16 protein-coding genes are annotated in these 16,580 nt (G+C 64.3%); 11 read left to right on the forward strand and 5 right to left on the reverse strand.

Going from position 1 to position 16,580, the window contains the following annotated elements; all coding sequences use genetic code 11:
- Positions 1-284 precede the first annotated feature (284 nt).
- From HV675_RS07585 to HV675_RS07605, 5 genes are all read left to right on the forward strand, one after another.
- Positions 285-1,166 (forward strand): branched-chain amino acid ABC transporter permease, encoded by an 882-nt coding sequence (locus HV675_RS07585; protein ID WP_175110255.1) that lies wholly within the window; start codon positions 285-287, stop codon positions 1,164-1,166.
- Complete coding sequence (locus tag HV675_RS07590) at positions 1,166-2,959, forward strand: branched-chain amino acid ABC transporter ATP-binding protein/permease (protein WP_175110256.1); 1,794 nt, start codon at positions 1,166-1,168, stop codon at positions 2,957-2,959. Before HV675_RS07585 ends, HV675_RS07590 begins: the two co-directional genes overlap by 1 nt.
- Positions 2,952-3,686, forward strand: coding sequence for an ABC transporter ATP-binding protein (locus HV675_RS07595; protein ID WP_217478055.1), 735 nt, complete (start codon positions 2,952-2,954; stop codon positions 3,684-3,686). Before HV675_RS07590 ends, HV675_RS07595 begins: the two co-directional genes overlap by 8 nt.
- 97 nt (positions 3,687-3,783) lie before the next feature.
- Complete coding sequence (locus HV675_RS07600; protein ID WP_175110258.1) at positions 3,784-4,716, forward strand: 3-hydroxyacyl-CoA dehydrogenase; 933 nt, start codon at positions 3,784-3,786, stop codon at positions 4,714-4,716.
- Between the two features lie 99 nt (positions 4,717-4,815).
- Positions 4,816-5,976, forward strand: a complete 1,161-nt coding sequence (locus tag HV675_RS07605) for an ABC transporter substrate-binding protein (protein WP_175110259.1) — start codon at positions 4,816-4,818, stop codon at positions 5,974-5,976.
- Between the two features lie 181 nt (positions 5,977-6,157).
- Here HV675_RS07605 and HV675_RS07610 read toward each other — a convergent pair whose 3' ends face one another.
- Positions 6,158-6,997 (reverse strand): enoyl-CoA hydratase/isomerase family protein, encoded by an 840-nt coding sequence (locus HV675_RS07610; RefSeq protein WP_175110260.1) that lies wholly within the window; start codon positions 6,995-6,997, stop codon positions 6,158-6,160.
- Between the two features lie 291 nt (positions 6,998-7,288).
- Between HV675_RS07610 and HV675_RS07615 the strand changes: the two genes are divergently transcribed.
- Together HV675_RS07615 and HV675_RS07620 are read left to right on the forward strand one after the other, a co-directional pair.
- Positions 7,289-8,563 carry a PQQ-dependent sugar dehydrogenase gene (locus HV675_RS07615; RefSeq protein ID WP_175110261.1) on the forward strand — a complete coding sequence of 425 codons (1,275 nt, stop codon included), beginning with the start codon at positions 7,289-7,291 and terminating at the stop codon, positions 8,561-8,563.
- A complete protein-coding gene (locus tag HV675_RS07620) occupies positions 8,560-8,880 on the forward strand; it encodes a c-type cytochrome (protein WP_175110262.1) in 321 nt (106 codons plus the stop codon). Before HV675_RS07615 ends, HV675_RS07620 begins: the two co-directional genes overlap by 4 nt.
- Positions 8,881-8,991: 111 nt before the next feature.
- Here the strand turns inward: HV675_RS07620 and HV675_RS07625 are convergent, their stop codons facing one another.
- Positions 8,992-9,699: a dienelactone hydrolase family protein gene (locus HV675_RS07625; RefSeq protein ID WP_175110263.1), complete on the reverse strand. Its 708-nt coding sequence runs from the start codon at positions 9,697-9,699 to the stop codon at positions 8,992-8,994.
- 178 nt (positions 9,700-9,877) lie between these two features.
- Between HV675_RS07625 and HV675_RS07630 the strand changes: the two genes are divergently transcribed.
- The 4 genes from HV675_RS07630 (at position 9,878) to HV675_RS07645 (ending at position 13,141) form a co-directional block, all read left to right on the forward strand.
- Positions 9,878-10,678: a COG4705 family protein gene (locus HV675_RS07630; protein ID WP_246270137.1), complete on the forward strand. Its 801-nt coding sequence runs from the start codon at positions 9,878-9,880 to the stop codon at positions 10,676-10,678.
- A gap of 57 nt (positions 10,679-10,735) precedes the next feature.
- Positions 10,736-11,017 (forward strand): hypothetical protein, encoded by a 282-nt coding sequence (locus HV675_RS07635; RefSeq protein WP_175110264.1) that lies wholly within the window; start codon positions 10,736-10,738, stop codon positions 11,015-11,017.
- Positions 11,018-11,120: 103 nt separating this feature from the next.
- Positions 11,121-11,783 carry a response regulator gene (locus tag HV675_RS07640; protein WP_175110265.1) on the forward strand — a complete coding sequence of 221 codons (663 nt, stop codon included), beginning with the start codon at positions 11,121-11,123 and terminating at the stop codon, positions 11,781-11,783.
- Positions 11,780-13,141 carry an ATP-binding protein gene (locus tag HV675_RS07645; RefSeq protein ID WP_175110266.1) on the forward strand — a complete coding sequence of 454 codons (1,362 nt, stop codon included), beginning with the start codon at positions 11,780-11,782 and terminating at the stop codon, positions 13,139-13,141. Before HV675_RS07640 ends, HV675_RS07645 begins: the two co-directional genes overlap by 4 nt.
- Positions 13,142-13,258: 117 nt before the next feature.
- On the opposite strand, the gene HV675_RS07650 is transcribed toward HV675_RS07645, so the two are convergent.
- The 3 genes from HV675_RS07650 to HV675_RS07660 form a co-directional block, all read right to left on the reverse strand.
- Complete coding sequence (locus tag HV675_RS07650) at positions 13,259-14,308, reverse strand: MBL fold metallo-hydrolase (RefSeq protein ID WP_175110267.1); 1,050 nt, start codon at positions 14,306-14,308, stop codon at positions 13,259-13,261.
- A 77-nt stretch (positions 14,309-14,385) separates the two neighbouring features.
- On the reverse strand, positions 14,386-15,252 hold the full coding sequence (locus HV675_RS07655) for a quinoprotein dehydrogenase-associated SoxYZ-like carrier (RefSeq protein WP_175110268.1): 867 nt from the start codon (positions 15,250-15,252) through the stop codon (positions 14,386-14,388).
- Between the two features lie 88 nt (positions 15,253-15,340).
- Positions 15,341-16,381, reverse strand: a complete 1,041-nt coding sequence (locus tag HV675_RS07660; protein ID WP_246270138.1) for a quinoprotein relay system zinc metallohydrolase 2 — start codon at positions 16,379-16,381, stop codon at positions 15,341-15,343.
- Between the last annotated feature and the right edge of the window lie 199 nt (positions 16,382-16,580).

The following is a 16,580-nucleotide window of genomic DNA, read 5'->3' on the forward strand; positions in this document are numbered from 1 at the left end:
GATCCTTCAAAAAGTTTGACTATCTGCGGATTGTACGCAATTCCGATTTCTGTTGACAGCCTTAGAACAGCTTTATACCATCCACATACAGATTTTATACATGTAGTCGGTTAACTCCGCCATTGGGGAGACAGAGGCTTCGCGGCCCGCATCGGGCCGCGGCGTCAACGGACCGGAGCAAGGCGCTCGAGCGCCCGCTCCGGTCGACTCGTTGCACAGGTCCCGGTAAGCGCCGAAGCGCCAACCCGCACTCACGCAGCGAGGGAACGGAGGAGAAAGAAGCGATGAGCTTCGTGGTCAACAACGTCCAGGTGCTGTTCGCCGGGCTCGCGCTGGGTTCGATCTATGCACTGGTCGCACTCGGCTTCGTGCTGATCGTCCGAGCCACCAACGTCGTCAATTTCGCGCAAGGCGACTTTGCGATGGCCGGCGGCTTCGCGATGGTCGCGTTTCTGAGCAGCGGCCTGCCCTACTGGCTCGCGTTGGTGCTGGCGCTCGTCGTGCTCGGCATCCTCGGCGTGATCTTCGCGCTCGGCGTCTACTATCCGCTGCGGCACCGGTCGTATCTGCCGGTCATCATCAGCACGCTCGGCGCGTCGATCTTCATGCAGAACGCGGCGCTCTACATTTTCGGTCCGCAGCCGCGCGCGATGAAGCGGCTGTTCGACACGCCGGGCATCGACGTCGGCGGCGTGTTCATGGACACGCAATACCTCGCCATTCTCGGTTTCACCGCCATTGCCGTGACATTCCAGTACGTGCTGTTCGAACGCACGATGCTCGGCAAGAAACTGCAGGCAACCTCGCAGGACAAGGACATGGCGCGCCTCGTCGGCATTCCGGTCGCCGCGATGATCGCGTTCACGTTCTTCTATAGCGCGGTGCTCGGCGGCCTCGCCGGCGCGCTCGTGTCGCCCATTCTGTTCGTATCCATCGGCATGGGCTCGATCATCGCGCTGAAGGCGTTCGCGGCCGCGATTATCGGCGGCTTCGGCGACATTACCGGCGCGATCATCGGCGGTCTGCTGCTCGGCGTCGTCGAGAGCTTCGGCGCGCAGTACATCTCGGTGGCCTATAAGGACGCGTTCGCGTTCCTGCTGCTGTTCCTGTTCCTGATGCTGCGTCCGCAAGGCATCTTCGGCGAAAAAATCTCGGAGAAGGCTTGATGAATCACGCTCCCGCCTCCACCGGAGCAGCGCCGGGCGCGCGCGCCGCACGGTTTTCGTTCGGCGCCATCGCGGCGCTCGTCGTGGCGATTGCGGTTGCCTTGGTGCCGTTCGTCTTTCCGCTCACGCCGTATGTGCTGAACATCTTCATGCAGGCCGCGACCTACGCGATCGCGGTGCTCGGCATGACGGTCGTGCTCGGCTACACCGGTCAGATCAATCTCGCGCAGGCCACCTTCTTCGGGCTCGGCGCGTATGCGGTCGGGCTCGGCACCGTCGTGCTCGGGCTGAACTTCTGGCTCGCGCTGCTGATCGGCATCGGCCTCGCAACGTTTGCCGGCTTCGTGCTCGGCCTCACCACGCTGCGTCTGGGCGGCCACTACCTCGCAATGATCACGATCAGCTTCCAGCAGATCTTCGATCTCGTGATGGTGAACTGGGCAAGCGTCACGCAAGGGCCGGACGGCGTTGCCGGCATCCAGCGGCCATCGCTGTTCGGTTTCCTGTTCGCCGACGATCGCGCCTACGTCGTGCTGTGCCTCGTGTTCCTCTACGCAGCGGTCGCGTTCGTCTGGTGGCTGCCGCGCACGCGCATCGGCCGCGCAATGCGCGCAGTGCGCGAAAACGAGCTCGCGGCTGAAGTAACCGGCGTCGACACGCTGCGCGTGAAGGTCACCGCGTTCACGATGAGCGCGGCGCTGGCCGGCATCGGCGGCGCGTTCTACGCGGCCGGCTTCGCGTATATCAGCCCGGACAACTTCAACTTCGCGCGCTCGATCGAGTTCCTGACAATGACGCTGCTGGGCGGCGCCGACTCGGCATTCGGCGGCGTGTTCGGTACGGGCCTGCTGATCGTGCTGCCCGAATGGCTGCGTTTTCTGAAGGACATCTATCTCGCGGTGTACGGCCTCGCGGTGATCCTGATCATGGTGTTTCTGCCGGCCGGTATCTGGGGCCTCGTGCGCGGTCGCTTCAACCGCTTGCAGAAGACGCCGGGCGTCGACCTCGAACGCATCGCGCCGCTCGAACTCCACGTGTCGATCGCGAACCCGGCGCCGATCCTGCGGCTCGAGAACATCGCGAAGCACTTCGGCGGCGTGAAGGCGGTCGACGGCATTTCGATCGAAGTGGCGCGCGGCACCGTGCATACGCTGATCGGCCCGAACGGCTCCGGCAAAACGACTACGCTCAACGTGCTGAACGGCATCTACAAGGCGACCAGCGGCCGCATCCTGTTCGACGACATCGACATCACCGCGCGCTCGCCGCACCAGCGCGCGGGCCTCGGCATCGGCCGCACGTTCCAGAACATCCGTCTGTTCGCCTCGATGTCGGTGCTCGAAAACGTGATGATCGGCGCGCAGCGCGACAACAATCCGGTCGGCACGAGCCGCGCCGCGCTGGTCGAGCGCGCGATGTCCGCGCTGAAATTCGTCGGCATGGCCGAGCAGATGCATATGACCGTGAAGAACCTGCCGTACGGGCATCAGCGTCTGGTCGAAATCGCACGGGCGCTCGCCGGTCATCCACGCTTCCTGCTGCTCGACGAACCCGCGGCCGGCCTGAACCTGACCGAAAAGAAGAACCTCGGCGAACTGCTGAAGCGTCTGAAGGGCCACGGCATGACGATCTTCCTGATCGAACACGACATCAGCCTCATCGAGCAGGTGTCCGACACGATCACCGTGCTGAACTTCGGCAAGAAGATCGCGGAAGGCGAACCGGCTTACGTGATGCGCCATCCGGACGTGGTCGCAGCCTATCTCGGGGAGAACGCGCATGCCGCTGCTTGAACTGACGAACATCGAAAGTCACTACGGCCACGTGCAGGCGCTGAACGACGTGTCGCTGCATGTCGAACAGGGCGAGATCGTCACGCTGCTCGGCGCGAACGGCGCGGGCAAAAGCACGACACTGCGCAATATCTCGGGCCTCGTGCCGGCCACGCGCGGCCAGATCCGCTTCAACGGCGAATCGATCGAGCGCGCGTCGCCCGAGAAAATCGTGCGCATGGGCATCGCTCACGTACCCGAAGGACGCCGCATCTTTCCCGGGCTGACCGTCAAGGAAAACATCATGATCGGCTCGACGCCGCGCGGCCATGTCGGCCGGCGCGCGCTCGACACGGAAGTCGACGAGATGTACGCGATTTTCCCGGACCTGAAGCGGCTGTCGAACGCGCTCGGCTGGAGCCTGTCCGGCGGTCAGCAGCAGATGCTCGCGGTCGCGCGCGGCCTGATGTCGAAGCCGAAGCTGATCCTGCTCGACGAGCCGTCGCTCGGTCTCGCGCCGATCATCGTGCAGCAACTGTTCGCGACGATCCGCATGATTCGCGAGCGCGGCACCACCGTGCTGCTCGTCGAACAGAACGCGAACATGGCGCTATCGGTCGCCGATCGCGGTTACGTGCTGTCGACCGGACGCGTGATCGTCTCGGGCACACCCGCCGAATTGCTCGACAACGAAGAAGTGCGCGCCGCGTATCTGGGCGGCGGCAAAGCACAGGTGGCAACCGGCTGAGCCGGGCCGGCCCGCGACGCGCGACGCTTGACGGACAGCATCGTTTCGTTCCAACGCTTATTCGTTCCCGGTTGCGGAACACACAGGAGAGTCAAAGATGGAAAAAATCGCAATCATCGGCGCCGGTTTGATCGGCTGTGCGTGGGCGTCGGTGTTCGCGCGCGCCGGTCACACGGTCACGTTGTACGACATCGACCCGAACGCGGTCGCGAGCGCGCGCGATACGGTCAAGGCGGGTCTCGTCAAGCAGCGTGCGGTCGGGTTGATCAGCGAAGAACCGGATGTCGTGATCGCGCGCGTGAGTGCGACGGCGTCGCTCGAAGACGCCGTGCGCGGCGCGGACCTCGTGCAGGAAAACGTGCGTGAAACCGTCGACGCGAAGAAGGAAATCTACGCGAAGCTCGACAAGCTGGTCGGCCCGAACACGCTACTCGCAAGCTCGACATCGGGCATTCCGGCGTCGGCGTTCACCGAAGCGCTCGCGTGCCGGCAACGCTGCTTCGTCGGCCACCCGATCAACCCGCCGTCGGTCGTGCCGCTTGTCGAACTGGTGCCGGCGCCGTGGACCGAGCCGTCGGTTATCGAGCGCGCACGCACAATTTACGCCCGCGCAGGCCAGGTGCCGATCGTCGTGAACCGCGAAATCCAGGGCTTTATCGTGAACCGCCTGCAAGGCGCGCTGCTCGCCGAAGCGTTCCGCCTCGTCGAGGACGGCTATGTGAACGGCAGCGACATCGACAAGGCTGTCAAGGATGGACTCGGCCTGCGCTGGTCGTTTATGGGACCGATGGAAACCATCGACCTGAACGCGCCAGGCGGCCTGCGCGACTACTGCGGCCGCTACGGCCCGCTGTACTACGACATCGCCACGCAAGCGGCGCCGCGCCAGTGGACCGACGCGCTGATCGGCCGCCTCGAGCAGGAACGTCTCGCCGAACTGCCGGCGGACCAGCGCCCGGCGCGTCAGGCGTGGCGCGACCAGCGGCTGATGGATCTGGTCGCGCACAAGCGCGCCGCGCCGGAAAAATAAGCACGTAAGCGAATACAGCCCGAAGCTGGAGATGTTGTGCCGTTGAACGCTTGACCATTACACCCGGCCATCCGGCCTGGAACGTCTGGAGACACGTAAATGAAAAGAACATCGTCATGGCTGGCCGGCCTGGCGGCCACCACGGCCACCACGGCCACTGCCGCCGCTCTCGCGCTCGCGTCGCCGTACACCTTCGCCGCCGATCCGATCACGTTCGGCATGATGACCGAGAGCACCGGGCCGAGCTCCGAAGCCGGGATTTATCAGGCTAACGGCGCAAAGCTCGCACTCGACGAAATCAACAAGGCGGGCGGCGTGCTCGGTCATCAGATCGAGGTGCGCAATGAAGACAACCAGAGCACCAACCCCGGTTCGGTGCTGGCCATTTCGAAGCTCACGAGCGCGGGCAATCTGTCCGCGCTGATCGCAACGGTGCGCAGCACGCAAATCCAGGCGATCTCGCCGACCGTGTTGCGCGCGCGCCTGCCGATCATGGTCGGCGGCACCGACGTCGGCCTCACGCACGCGAACAATCCGTGGATTTTCCGCGCGCGTCCGAACGACGGCTATTCGGCGAAGGTGATTGCCGACTACGGCGTCAACACGCTGAAACTGAAGAAGTGGGCGATCGTGCATTCCACCGACGCGTTCGGCAACGGCGGCAAGAACAACCTGACCGAAGCGCTGAAGGCAGCGGGCATCACGCCGGTGGTCGTGCAAGGCTTCACGAGCAACTCGCAGGACTTCACGCCGATCGTGCTGGCTGTGAAGAACTCCGGGGCAGATATTGTCGCGACGTATATCGCGAACTCGACCGACGTCGCGATTTTCGGCAAGCAATTACGCCAGCTCGGCGTGAAGGCGGCGTGGATCGGCTCGCCGTCGGTATCCACCGCGACCGCGATGCAGTTGGCCGGCGACGCGCTGTACGGATCGTATTCGATTGCGGACTTCGCTCCGGATGCGAGCCCGGAGGCGAAAGCGTATGCGCAGAAGTATCGCGCCGTATACAAGGTCGAACCGGATTTCTATTCGGCCTGGGCGTATGACTCGGTCAATCTGCTCGCGCTTGCGATCAAGAATGCGAACAGCACGAAGCCGGACGATATCGCGAAGGCGCTGCGCGCGATCAAGAGCTATAAGGGCGTGGAAGGCACGTATACGTTCGATGCGAACGGCGACGGCCTGCATGGCTACAACGTTGTCAAGAATGACAACGGCAAGATCGTGTTCGTGAAGCACATCGATTTCGCGCAGTAACGGCGGGGGGTTGCTGGTTGCTGCACTAGTTGTACCGCTTCATGGCTTCATGGCTTCATGCTTCACCGTCGTAACGCTTTACCGCTTTACCCTGTCAAAGCCGCCGCGGCCAATTGCCGCAGCGGCTTCTTTTTTTGCCGGCCGCTCGCGAAACCAACCGATGGACCACCGCCGGCCGCGCTCAAAGCTTCATCAGATACTCGCCAAAATCCAATTCGAGTTCGCCGCGCGTGCCGAGTCCTTGCTGCATCGCCGCCGCTCCGATGCGCTGCGTGCCCGGCCACTGGAACGCGCCGCGAAACGCGAGCGACGACTCGGTCTGATGCTCCGCCGACACCAGCGTCGTGCGATTGATCAATGCCTTGCATGTGCGCAGCGCATGGCGCTCGAAGCGCGCGATGCGTTGCGCGAAGGCTTCGACAAACGCTTCGAATTGCGCATCGGGCACCGCGCGATTGATCCAGCCATAGCGTTCCGCGAGCGCGGCATCGAAGTCGTCGGCGCCGAGCACGATCTCGAGCGCGCGCTTGCGCCCGACCAGTTGCGGCAGACGTTCGAGCGCACCCCCGCCGGGAATCAGCCCCACACCGGCCTCCGGCTGACCGAACACCGCCTTCTCGAGGCTCGCAAAGCACAGGTCGCAGGCCAGCGCGAACTCGCTGCCGACGCCGCGCGCGCGGCCGCGCACCGCCGCGACGCTCAGCACCGGCACACGGCCGAGCCGGTGCGTGACATCGATCCACGGCGCGTAGCCGCTCGGGCCGGGTTCCCGCGACGCGTCTCTCGCACGCGACACGTCGTAGTGCGCGATAAAGAAGTCCGGGTCGGCGCTATCGAATACCACGACTTTCAGCGCGTCGTCGGTTTCCATCTGCACGAGCAGGTCCTGCAGTTCGCGAATCGTATCGGGGTTGAGCAGGTTGATCGGCGGATTGCTGAACGTCACCCTCCAGTAAGCTTCGCTGCGCTTATCGATCGAAAACTGCCTGTTTGCGGGTGTCGAAGGCGTCGTAGGTGTCATGAGGCGGCACTCCTGTCGAAAATGGGACACGGGGCCTCATTCGGCCGATCGCTCGTCCCGGCGTCAAGCCTTATGCGCGAAGCGGCGTCGCGCAGGCCGATGCTGGCGTGCGAACTCGCGCGTCTTGCGCGACCATGCAAGTTCCGCGCAGCAACGCGCCGAATCGTCTATAACACTACTGATTTGCACACAGAGGAGACATCCAGCACGCTGCCACAGCCAATCTATAAGCCGTTCCAGCACGCAGTTGCAGTTGCCAGAAGACGAAGCAAATTCCAAGGAGACACTTCGATGAACGCAACGCTCAAGCTTCTGCCGTTCGCCGTCGCGACGCTCTTCGCGACACAGTTCGCCGCCCTGCCCGCCCATGCTGCAGACAACGTCAACACGCTGTCCAACTTCCAGCAAACGGGCAACAAGACGCCGCCCGAAACGGTGCCGCAAACCGGCCAGCGCGCGGACGCGCTGCGCGAGAACCTGAAACAGATCAAGCTGCCCCCCGGCTTCAAGATCGAGCTCTACGCGGTCGTGCCCGACGCGCGTCATATGGCCATCGAGCCGTCCACCGGCGTCGTGTTCGTCGGTACGCGCAAAGCGCGTGTCTGGCAGGTGACCGATCGCACGAAACGCCGCGTCGCCGACGACGTGGTCTCGTTTGCCAGCTCTGTCACGTTCAAGGTGCCCAACGGCGTGTGCTTCTCGCCGGACGGCGTGCTCTATGTGGTCGAACAGAACCGCGTGCTCGCGTTCCCGGCCGCGCAGTTCTTCGGCGAAGGCGGCCCGGATGTCGCAGCGGCCGTCGTCGTGCCGCAAGGCAAGCTGATTCCCACGCAGTTCGAGAGCTTCAATCACGGCGCGCGCGTGTGCCGGGTCGGACCGGACAAGAAGCTTTATATCGCGCTCGGCCAGCCGTGGAACGTGCCGCCCAAAGACAAGCTCGCGGAGCTGGACAAGAACGGGCTGGCGGGCATTATCCGGATGGACCAGAACGGCAAGGACCGTGAGGTCTATGCGCATGGCGTGCGCAATTCGGTCGGCCTGGACTTCAACCCGAAAGACAAGACCTTGTGGTTCACGGACAACCAGGTCGATGGCATGGGCGACGACATCCCGCCAGGCGAACTGAACCACGCGACGAAGGCCGGCGAGAATTTCGGGTTCCCGTGGTACGGCGGCGGCAAGGTCCGCACCGAAGAGTACAAGGACAGCACGCCGCCCGCGGGCGTCGTCTTCCCGCAAGTCGAGTTCGCCGCGCACGCCGCCGATCTCGGCATGACCTTCTACACCGGCAAGATGTTCCCGGCGAAATACCAGGGCGGCATCTTCGATGCGGAGCATGGCTCATGGAACCGCACGAAGCCGATCGGCGCGCGCATCATGTTCACGCCCGTCAAGGATGACGGCACAGCCGGCGCCGCTGAAGTGTTCGCCGAGGGATGGCTCACGCCGGACGGCGAGTATATGGGCCGCCCGGTCGACGTGCAGCAGTTGCAGGACGGATCGCTGCTGGTCTCGGACGACTACGCGGGTGCGATCTACCGCATCTCGTATGCGGGGGCTAAATGACGCGGGCGGCAATAGCGGTTGCGTGGCTCGCGCTACCGGTATGGGCCGTCAGTGCCGCATCCGCGGCGCTGGCGGCGGACGTCTCCGCGGGGCGCGCGAAAGCGGTGCAGTGTCAGGCATGTCATGGACTCGACGGCATCTCGAAGCTGCCTGAAGCGCCGAATCTGGCCGGTCAGAACGAAGACTATCTGGTGAAGGCGCTCAACGACTTCAAAACCGGCGCGCGCAAGAACGAGATGATGTCGACGGTCGTCAAGCCGCTGTCCGATGCCGATATCGCGAATCTCGCGGCGTACTATCACAGCCTGCATCCGTAGCGGAACGCATCACGTCCAGACGACTGCATGCGGGAAAAACAGGGGCGCGCGGTGTCGATACCGCGCGCCCCTGTTATTGGATGCAGCCGATGCGTTCGCGCCGTTCGTGCATCAAGCCCACAGTTTGCGGCCGAGAAACGTCAGCGTGCGGTCCCACGATTGTTGCGCCCACACCGGATCGTATTGCGTGCCCGCGATGCGGGTCGGGCCGACAGCCGTCTCGTTGGTGAACGCATGGTGCGCGAGATAGCGATGGAACGTCGCATCGACCTTCGCGTCGCGCAACTTCGCCTCGAGCGCATCGACGCCCGACTCCGCGAAGAACGCATCCTGCTTCGCCCAATGCGCAAGCACCGGCACCTTGATCTTCGATGCGTCGATGTATTCGAGCGGCGGATAGCCATACCAGATCACGCCGGCCGACAGTTCCGGAGTCTGACAAAGCGAAAGCCATGCGAGCGCGCCGCCCATGCAATAGCCGATCACCGCGACCCGCTGCGTTTGCTGCTTCAGATACTGCACCGCGCCGCGAATGTCTTGCGATGCGGCATCGCCGAAGTCGAGCGCGGTCATCAGGTGATGCGCCTCTTCTTCTTCGACCGTCGATTTGCCGCGGTAAAGATCCGGCACCAGCGCCAGATAGCCGGCCTGCGCGAGCCGGTCCGCGACGCCGCGAATCTGATCGTTCACGCCCCACCACTCCTGCAATACGACGACCGCGGGCGCGCCCTGCGGGTTTTCCGGCTTCGCCAGATAGCCGTTGACATCTTTGCCGTCGGGTCGGCGAAAGCCGACCATCGATCCCAGACTCGGTTTCATGAAAGATCCTTGGTGACTGAAAAACGGGAAGAAGCAGTAGCATAGCGCCGCCCGCGTCCCGTTGCACCTTCTGGTGCAGTGCAGCTAAGGGAGCCTTAAGGCGTCGTCCGCCACTATCGCGCTTGTTCGCCCGCAAGCTGAACCGGGCATGCGGCGAGTTCTTTATGGAGGACGCAACGTGACGCGATCGACATCGATGGGCGATGATCGGGATGATTTGATCAGCAAGGTACCGCAAGCCACGGCAATATTCTGGATCGTCAAGATTCTTGCGACGACGGTCGGTGAAACAGGGGGCGACGCGCTGTCGATGACGCTCGACCTCGGTTACGCGGTCGCGACGCTGATCTTTCTCGCATTCTTTGTCATCACACTGACACTTCAGGTGCGCAGCGACCGCTATCACCCGGCCGCCTATTGGGCCGTGGTCGTCGCGACCACCACGGTCGGCACGACGCTTTCCGATTTTCTCGACCGCACAGTCGGTCTCGGCTACGTCGTTTCGTCCGCGCTGCTGCTTTGCGCGGTGCTGCTGATTCTCGCGAGCTGGCGCGCAGTCGCGGGACGCATCGAATATCAGCACATCGTACGCTCGCGCGATGAAGTGTTTTACTGGCTCACGATTCTCGTATCCAACACGCTCGGCACCGCGCTCGGCGATTTCACCGCGACCAGTCTCGGCCTCGGTTTCGAACGGGGCTCGCTGGTGTTCGCGGGTCTGCTCGTCGCGGTCGCCATTGCGTGGCGGGTCACGAAACGCGTTCCGGTCAGCCTGCTGTTCTGGGCGGCATATATCCTGACCCGGCCGCTCGGCGCGACGCTCGGCGACACACTGACCAAGCCGCATGCGGACGGCGGCCTCGCGCTCGAGCGCATTACCGCATCGCTCGCCATACTCGGCGCGCTGGTCGCGGTGGTCGCGCTGCAGCATCGGCTCGGGCGCAGCTCGGGCCGCGTCGCGGCAGGATCCGCTCAATAGAACTAAGCTTGTCGATGAGTGTGCATTCGCATGCCGCTCTTATTCAAGGAGAAGCCCATGAAAGCCCTGTTGGCCGTTATCGCTTCGGCATCTTTATTGCTCATCCCCGTGGCTTCGTTCGCGCAGAATACGAACGGCATGGGCAGCGGCGCCACCACCAACGGTTACGGTTCGGGTGCGACGAGCACCGAACAGCAAAGCTGGCGTCAACCGGGCGCAGCGTCTCAAAGCGCGCCGCCTGACGACACGATCGACTACGGTATGCCGGCAAACAGCACCTATCAGTACGGCCGATCGACATCGAGCCGGTCGGCTGAACCGATCTTCGGTCATCATTGACCGAAGATCGGCGGAAACCGGGTCATCGTTACCGCCGCCTGCACGTAACCGGTGCACCGCGCCGTCGCGGTAACATCGACCCCAGTCTGATACGGAGTTCCGGATGCGCCTGTTGTTGATCGAAGACGATGAAATGATCGGCGAGACCGTGCTCGAATCGATGCGGCGTGCGGGCCACGCGATCGACTGGGCGCGCGACGGCCGCACTGCCGCGCTATCGCTTGGCAACGATGTTTACGATCTGGTGCTGCTCGACCTGAGCCTGCCCAAGGGCAACGGCATCGATCTGCTGAAGAGCTGGCGCACGGCGGGCGGCGATGCGCCGGTAATCATCCTGACCGCGCGCGACGCGATCGAAGACCGCGTGCGCGGCCTCGATGCCGGCGCCGACGACTATCTCGTCAAGCCGTTCGACCTCGATGAACTGGCCGCGCGTGCCCGTGCGCTGCTGCGTCGCCGTGCGGGCCGCACCCAGCCGGTGTTCTCGCACGGCGGGCTCAGTCTCGACCCGGCCGCGCATGAAGTCTCTAAGAACGGCGAACCCGTTGCGCTGATTCCGCGTGAATTTGCGCTGCTGCATGCGCTGATCGAAGTGCCGACGCGCGTCTTTACGCGTGCCGAGCTCGAAGAGAAACTCTACGGCTGGGGCGAGGAAGTCGGCAGCAATACGATCGAAGTCCACGTGCACAGCCTGCGCCGCAAGCTCGGCGCCGACCAGATCGTCACGGTGCGCGGCGTCGGCTATCGCCTCAAGAGAATCGAATGACATCCATCCGGCGCCGGCTGCTCGGATGGTTGATCTTCGGTTTCGGCGCGGCATCGGCCGCGGCGGCGGCCGGCATTTTCCACACCGCGCGCATCGAAGCCGGTGAACTGTTCGATTACGAGTTACGTACCGTCGCGCTCTCGCTGCCGTCGAACCTGCAGGCGACGATGAGTGCGCAGCAATCGGACAGCATGCTCGGCGACATCGCCGACGACCGTATCGTCATCGAGATCTGGAACGCGTCCGGCGAGATCGTCTATCGCTCGCAGCACACACAAACGCTCGAGCGCTACGCGGCCGGCCTGCGCACCGTCGAAAACGACGAGGTTCGCTGGCGCGTATTCGGCGTGCAGCAACCCACCCGCTACGTACAGGTCGCGCAGCCGCTTTCGGTACGCAACGATCTCGCATTGACGCTCGCGTGGCATACGCTCTGGCCGCTTGCGCTGATGGTGCCCGTTGCGATCGTGCTGGTGCTGTTCGTCGTGACGCGCGGGCTCGCGCCGATTCGCGGGCTGTCGCATTCGCTCGCCAGCCGCTCGCTCGACGCGCTCGAACCGCTGCCGATCGATGCGCGCACACCGGTCGAAGTGCGGCCGCTCGTCGTCGCATTGAACGATCTGCTCAAGCGTCTGCATGTCGCCTCGCAGGCGCAGCGCATGTTTGTCTCCGATGCCGCACATGAGTTGCGCTCGCCGTTGGCCGCGCTGCAACTGCAATTGCAGGCGGCCACACGCGACGGCACGTTAGCCGGCTCGGACGCGACGCTCGATCGCATTCAAGGGCGCCTGAAGCGGCTCATTCATCTCGTGCAGCAACTGCTGACGCTTGCGCGCGAAGATGCCGCCGCCGCGACACCGATGGCGCCGGTCAGCCTGCGGCGCGTCGGCGAGCAGGTGGTCGGCGAATTCTCGCTGCTCGCCGAAGAGAAACGCATCGACCTCGGGCTCGAGACGAGCGCGGCGCACGGCGACGCCGATCCATACGTCGCGCGCACCGATACCCATGCGCTCTTTCTGCTGCTCTCGACGCTGATCGACAACGCGATCCGCTATACGCGCGAAGGCGGTACGGTCGATCTGCTGCTCGCGCGCGCGGATGGCCGCATCGGCATCGAGGTGCGCGACACCGGGCCCGGTATTCCGGACGACGAACTCGAACGGGTATTCGACCGCTTCTATCGCGGCTCGGACACGCAAGTGCAAGGCAGCGGTCTCGGCCTCGCCATCGCCGTGCGAATCGCGAGGCGGCTCGGCATTGTGTTGACCTTGCGTAATCGCCGGGACGCAAGCGGCTTGTCGGCGCGCATCGACGGCTTCATGCCGGTTGACGAACCACGGGTGACGACGGGGAGCTGAGCGGTGCGGCGAGTCTAGCCACAGCGCGGTGCATCGGCGGCGCGACGGCTTGATCGAAGGCTTTGCGGCTTTGCACCTTCGCGCGTTCGCGCCATCATGACCTCGCCGCTTCGCTTCTCAAGGCCCGGTCTTATCCCTATCCTTCTCCAACTGCAGATACAGATGCTCAACGTTCTGCGGTTGCGCAACGCGATACAGCCTGTCACGCCGGAATGCAGGCACCTGCACCTCATGCATCGCTTCAGTCAGCCCGACGCCGGCCGCGAACGCGCGCCGCACCGCCGCGTCCAGTTCGCGCAGGTACACGGCGAGCCGGTCGAGGTCGGCGGGCCTCGCGAGCTTTCCGAATGCCGGCACGATCGCTTTCGCGTCGAGTGCTTTCAACTTGTCGAGCGCGTCGAGCCAACCCGGAATGCGTTCGTTACGCAGTTCGGGAATGCGCGCCACGCTAACCAGACCACCCGCAAACAGCACACCGGTCGACGGATCGAGCACCGCGAGATCCCCCGGCGTGCTGGCCGGACCGAAATACAGCAGACGAAGCTTGCGCCCGCCGCTATCGATCTCCGTGGCGCCGTCGACGGTACGATCCGGCACCGTCACGCGCGAACCCGCCATTTCATCTTCGCCAAGCGTGCGAATCAGATTCTTCAGGCAAATCGCGCAGCGTTCGCGAATCAGTTCCGCCGTGCGGCGCTGCGCAAGAATCGGCACGCCCCGGTCGCGAAACGCCGACGCGCCGAAGACGAATTCCGGCCCCTGATGCGTAATCACGACGAGTTCGACCGGCAAGCGCGTCACGTTGTGGATCGCGTCGAGCATCGCGCGGCCATAGCGATACGACGAACCGGTGTCGATCACCGTCACGCCGCTCGGGCCGACGATAAAGCCGTTATTGGCGACGATGCCATGGTTCGCGGGCGTCACCGCGTCGCCGCTGCCGAACATCACGTAGACACCGGGCGCGATTTCGACCGGCACCGGCGCACGAAACGGCGTATCGGCCGACTGCGCATCGCGTCCTTCCGTATTGCGCGCAGCCTTGCCTGCCGCAGTCGCGCCCGCGGCAACGCCGCCGACATCCCGCGGCGAACCGGCCGCAACGGCAAACGCAGCCGACGCGAAAACGGCAGGCGGTGCACCCAGCGCCACGCTCGCGACGGCCATGACGCTTGCGAACGTGGCTGCCCACACGGCCCATCGCGTCGCGCCGCGCCGATGCGCACCGTCCCGCACCGCTCGCATCACAGCTTCGACGACGCGTTCTGCTGCGCGCCCGGTTGCGGGCTGACTGCCACGGCGGCATCGAATTGCCTGTTCTTCGTATCCTCGACATGCGCCTTCAGTTCGCCGTCACCGCGCGGCACGAACCAGAAGCGGAAATTCGGGTTCTCGCTGATCGAAAAATTGACGTCAGCGATCATCACCGGCTTGTCGCCATAGCTAACCGTCACCTTGCGCACGAAGTAGGCGGTCGCGTAGTTGCGCGTCACCTGGTTCATCGCCATGCCGGTGCGATTCGGATGCCTGATCATCAGCTGCGCGAGTTGCGGTTTGCCGGGTGTCGTCTGGCCCTGCACCGTGAGGCGCACGAGACCGGCGTTCGCTTCCGCCGCGGCGTCGTCCTTGCCCGCCGGCGCCGAGCAGCCGCCCGACGCCTTCACGAAGCGCACCGAGCTATACAGCTTGCCGTCGTTGGTTTCGGCAATCGCGCGCATGAACGTATAGTCTTCGACCCGCACCCGCGTTTCGATCGTCGCAAAACCTGAATCCGGCGTGAACGAGAACGAGCCCGCATAGGGCTCCGGATTCTCGTCGATAAACAGGTAGACCTTCTTGATGTAATGCGCGGGCGTCTGTGGAAACTGCGCGGCAATCGCGATCGGCACCACCGCACCGTCCGCCGCGCGCGCCGGCGCGTCGAGCTTGATCACGGCGTCCGCATGCGTGTCGATGGCGCGATCCTTGAACGTGCCTTCCTTGAAATCGACCCAGCGCGGCGGCGTATCCGGGTTGTCTTCCGCATGCTCGTCCGCATACGCGGCGCCGGTGGCAAGCGTCGCGGCCATCAAGAGCGAGCCGGCCCATACGGCTTGGGTGATCCTGTTCATGTCCCGTCCCTCCATACTTCAGCGCGTAAGCAAGATGCGCGCGTGCGCCGGCCTGTCACCACCGGCGCTGCGAACCATCGCGTCCGCCTTACTGCTCCCACTCCAGCTCCGCATACGCGGCCGTTACATTGCGGCGATGATAGATATCGAACAAGCGCCACTTGCCGCGCTCGTCGATGCCGATCGTATCGACCGCCTGCTGCATCGTCTGCCCCTGTCTGATCGCCGCACGCACCTCGCGCACGATGCGCGCGAGATACTGTTCCTCCGCGCCGAGCGCGTCGCGCCACGGCACGTCGAGCGGGCCGTGGCCGGGTACGATGCGCCGCGGGTTCATCGCACGAATCCCGGCGATATCGTCCAACCAGCCGAGCACGCTGCCGTCTATCACCGGAATGCACTGAACGAACAGCAGGTCGCCCGCCATCAGCGTGCCGCTAGCTTCATCGTAGACGGTCAGATCGTTGTTCGTATGGGCAGTTTTCCAGGTCTGCAAGCGCAGCACGCGGTTGCCCAGATCGAGCGTCGTGCTGCCGGTCACCGTCAGCGTCGGCGGCACGATCTCGCTGCCGTCCGCGAGCGCGCCCAGCTCGCGCCTGAGCACGCGCATATAGCTTTCTTCATGCGACGCCTCCGCTTCGGCCAGCGTCGCGCTGCCGACGAATTGCGGATGGTCGGCGGTAAACGCGACGTTGCCGAAAATATGATCCGGGTGCATATGCGTATTGATCACATAGCAGACCGGCAACGGCGTCACCGCGCGAATCGCCGCGCGCAGCGCGCGTCCCTCGGCCGCGGTGCCGCCGGTATCGATCACCGCGACGCAGCGCGAGCCGACAATAAAACCGATGTTCGCGATATCGCCGCCGTTCTCGCGCGTGGCGACATTATCCTGACCGCGATGCACGTAGAGCCCGGGTTCAAGCTGTGTCACTTGCAGCGCGGGCGCGCCATGTTGCACTGCATCCTGCGCGGCCGCCGGAGTGCATAGCGGCAACGCACAACACGCGAACCATACGGCCCGCATCGCACAGCGCAGCCAGCGTGCCCACGTTGCACCTGTGCGCAGTTGCGTCTTCCAGATGCCGTGCGTTGCCGCGTCATGCGTCTTGGCGCGTGAACCGCGCATTACCTCGTCGCGCCTCTGCGCACGGATACCGTGCATTTCCGCGTGACGCTCCCGCGCACCGATTGCGCGCGTTAAGTCGTCGCGCCGCCGCGCACGACTACCGCGCATCATCGCGCCACACCCACCCGCATGCATACCGCGCATTACGTCACCGCCGCCCGACCCGGCGAGCCGCCGTCGCCACCGCCCTTCGTGGCCG

Origin of the sequence: Paraburkholderia solisilvae (assembly GCF_902859875.1) — a bacterium.
In the GTDB taxonomy this organism is placed as follows: domain Bacteria; phylum Pseudomonadota; class Gammaproteobacteria; order Burkholderiales; family Burkholderiaceae; genus Paraburkholderia; species Paraburkholderia solisilvae.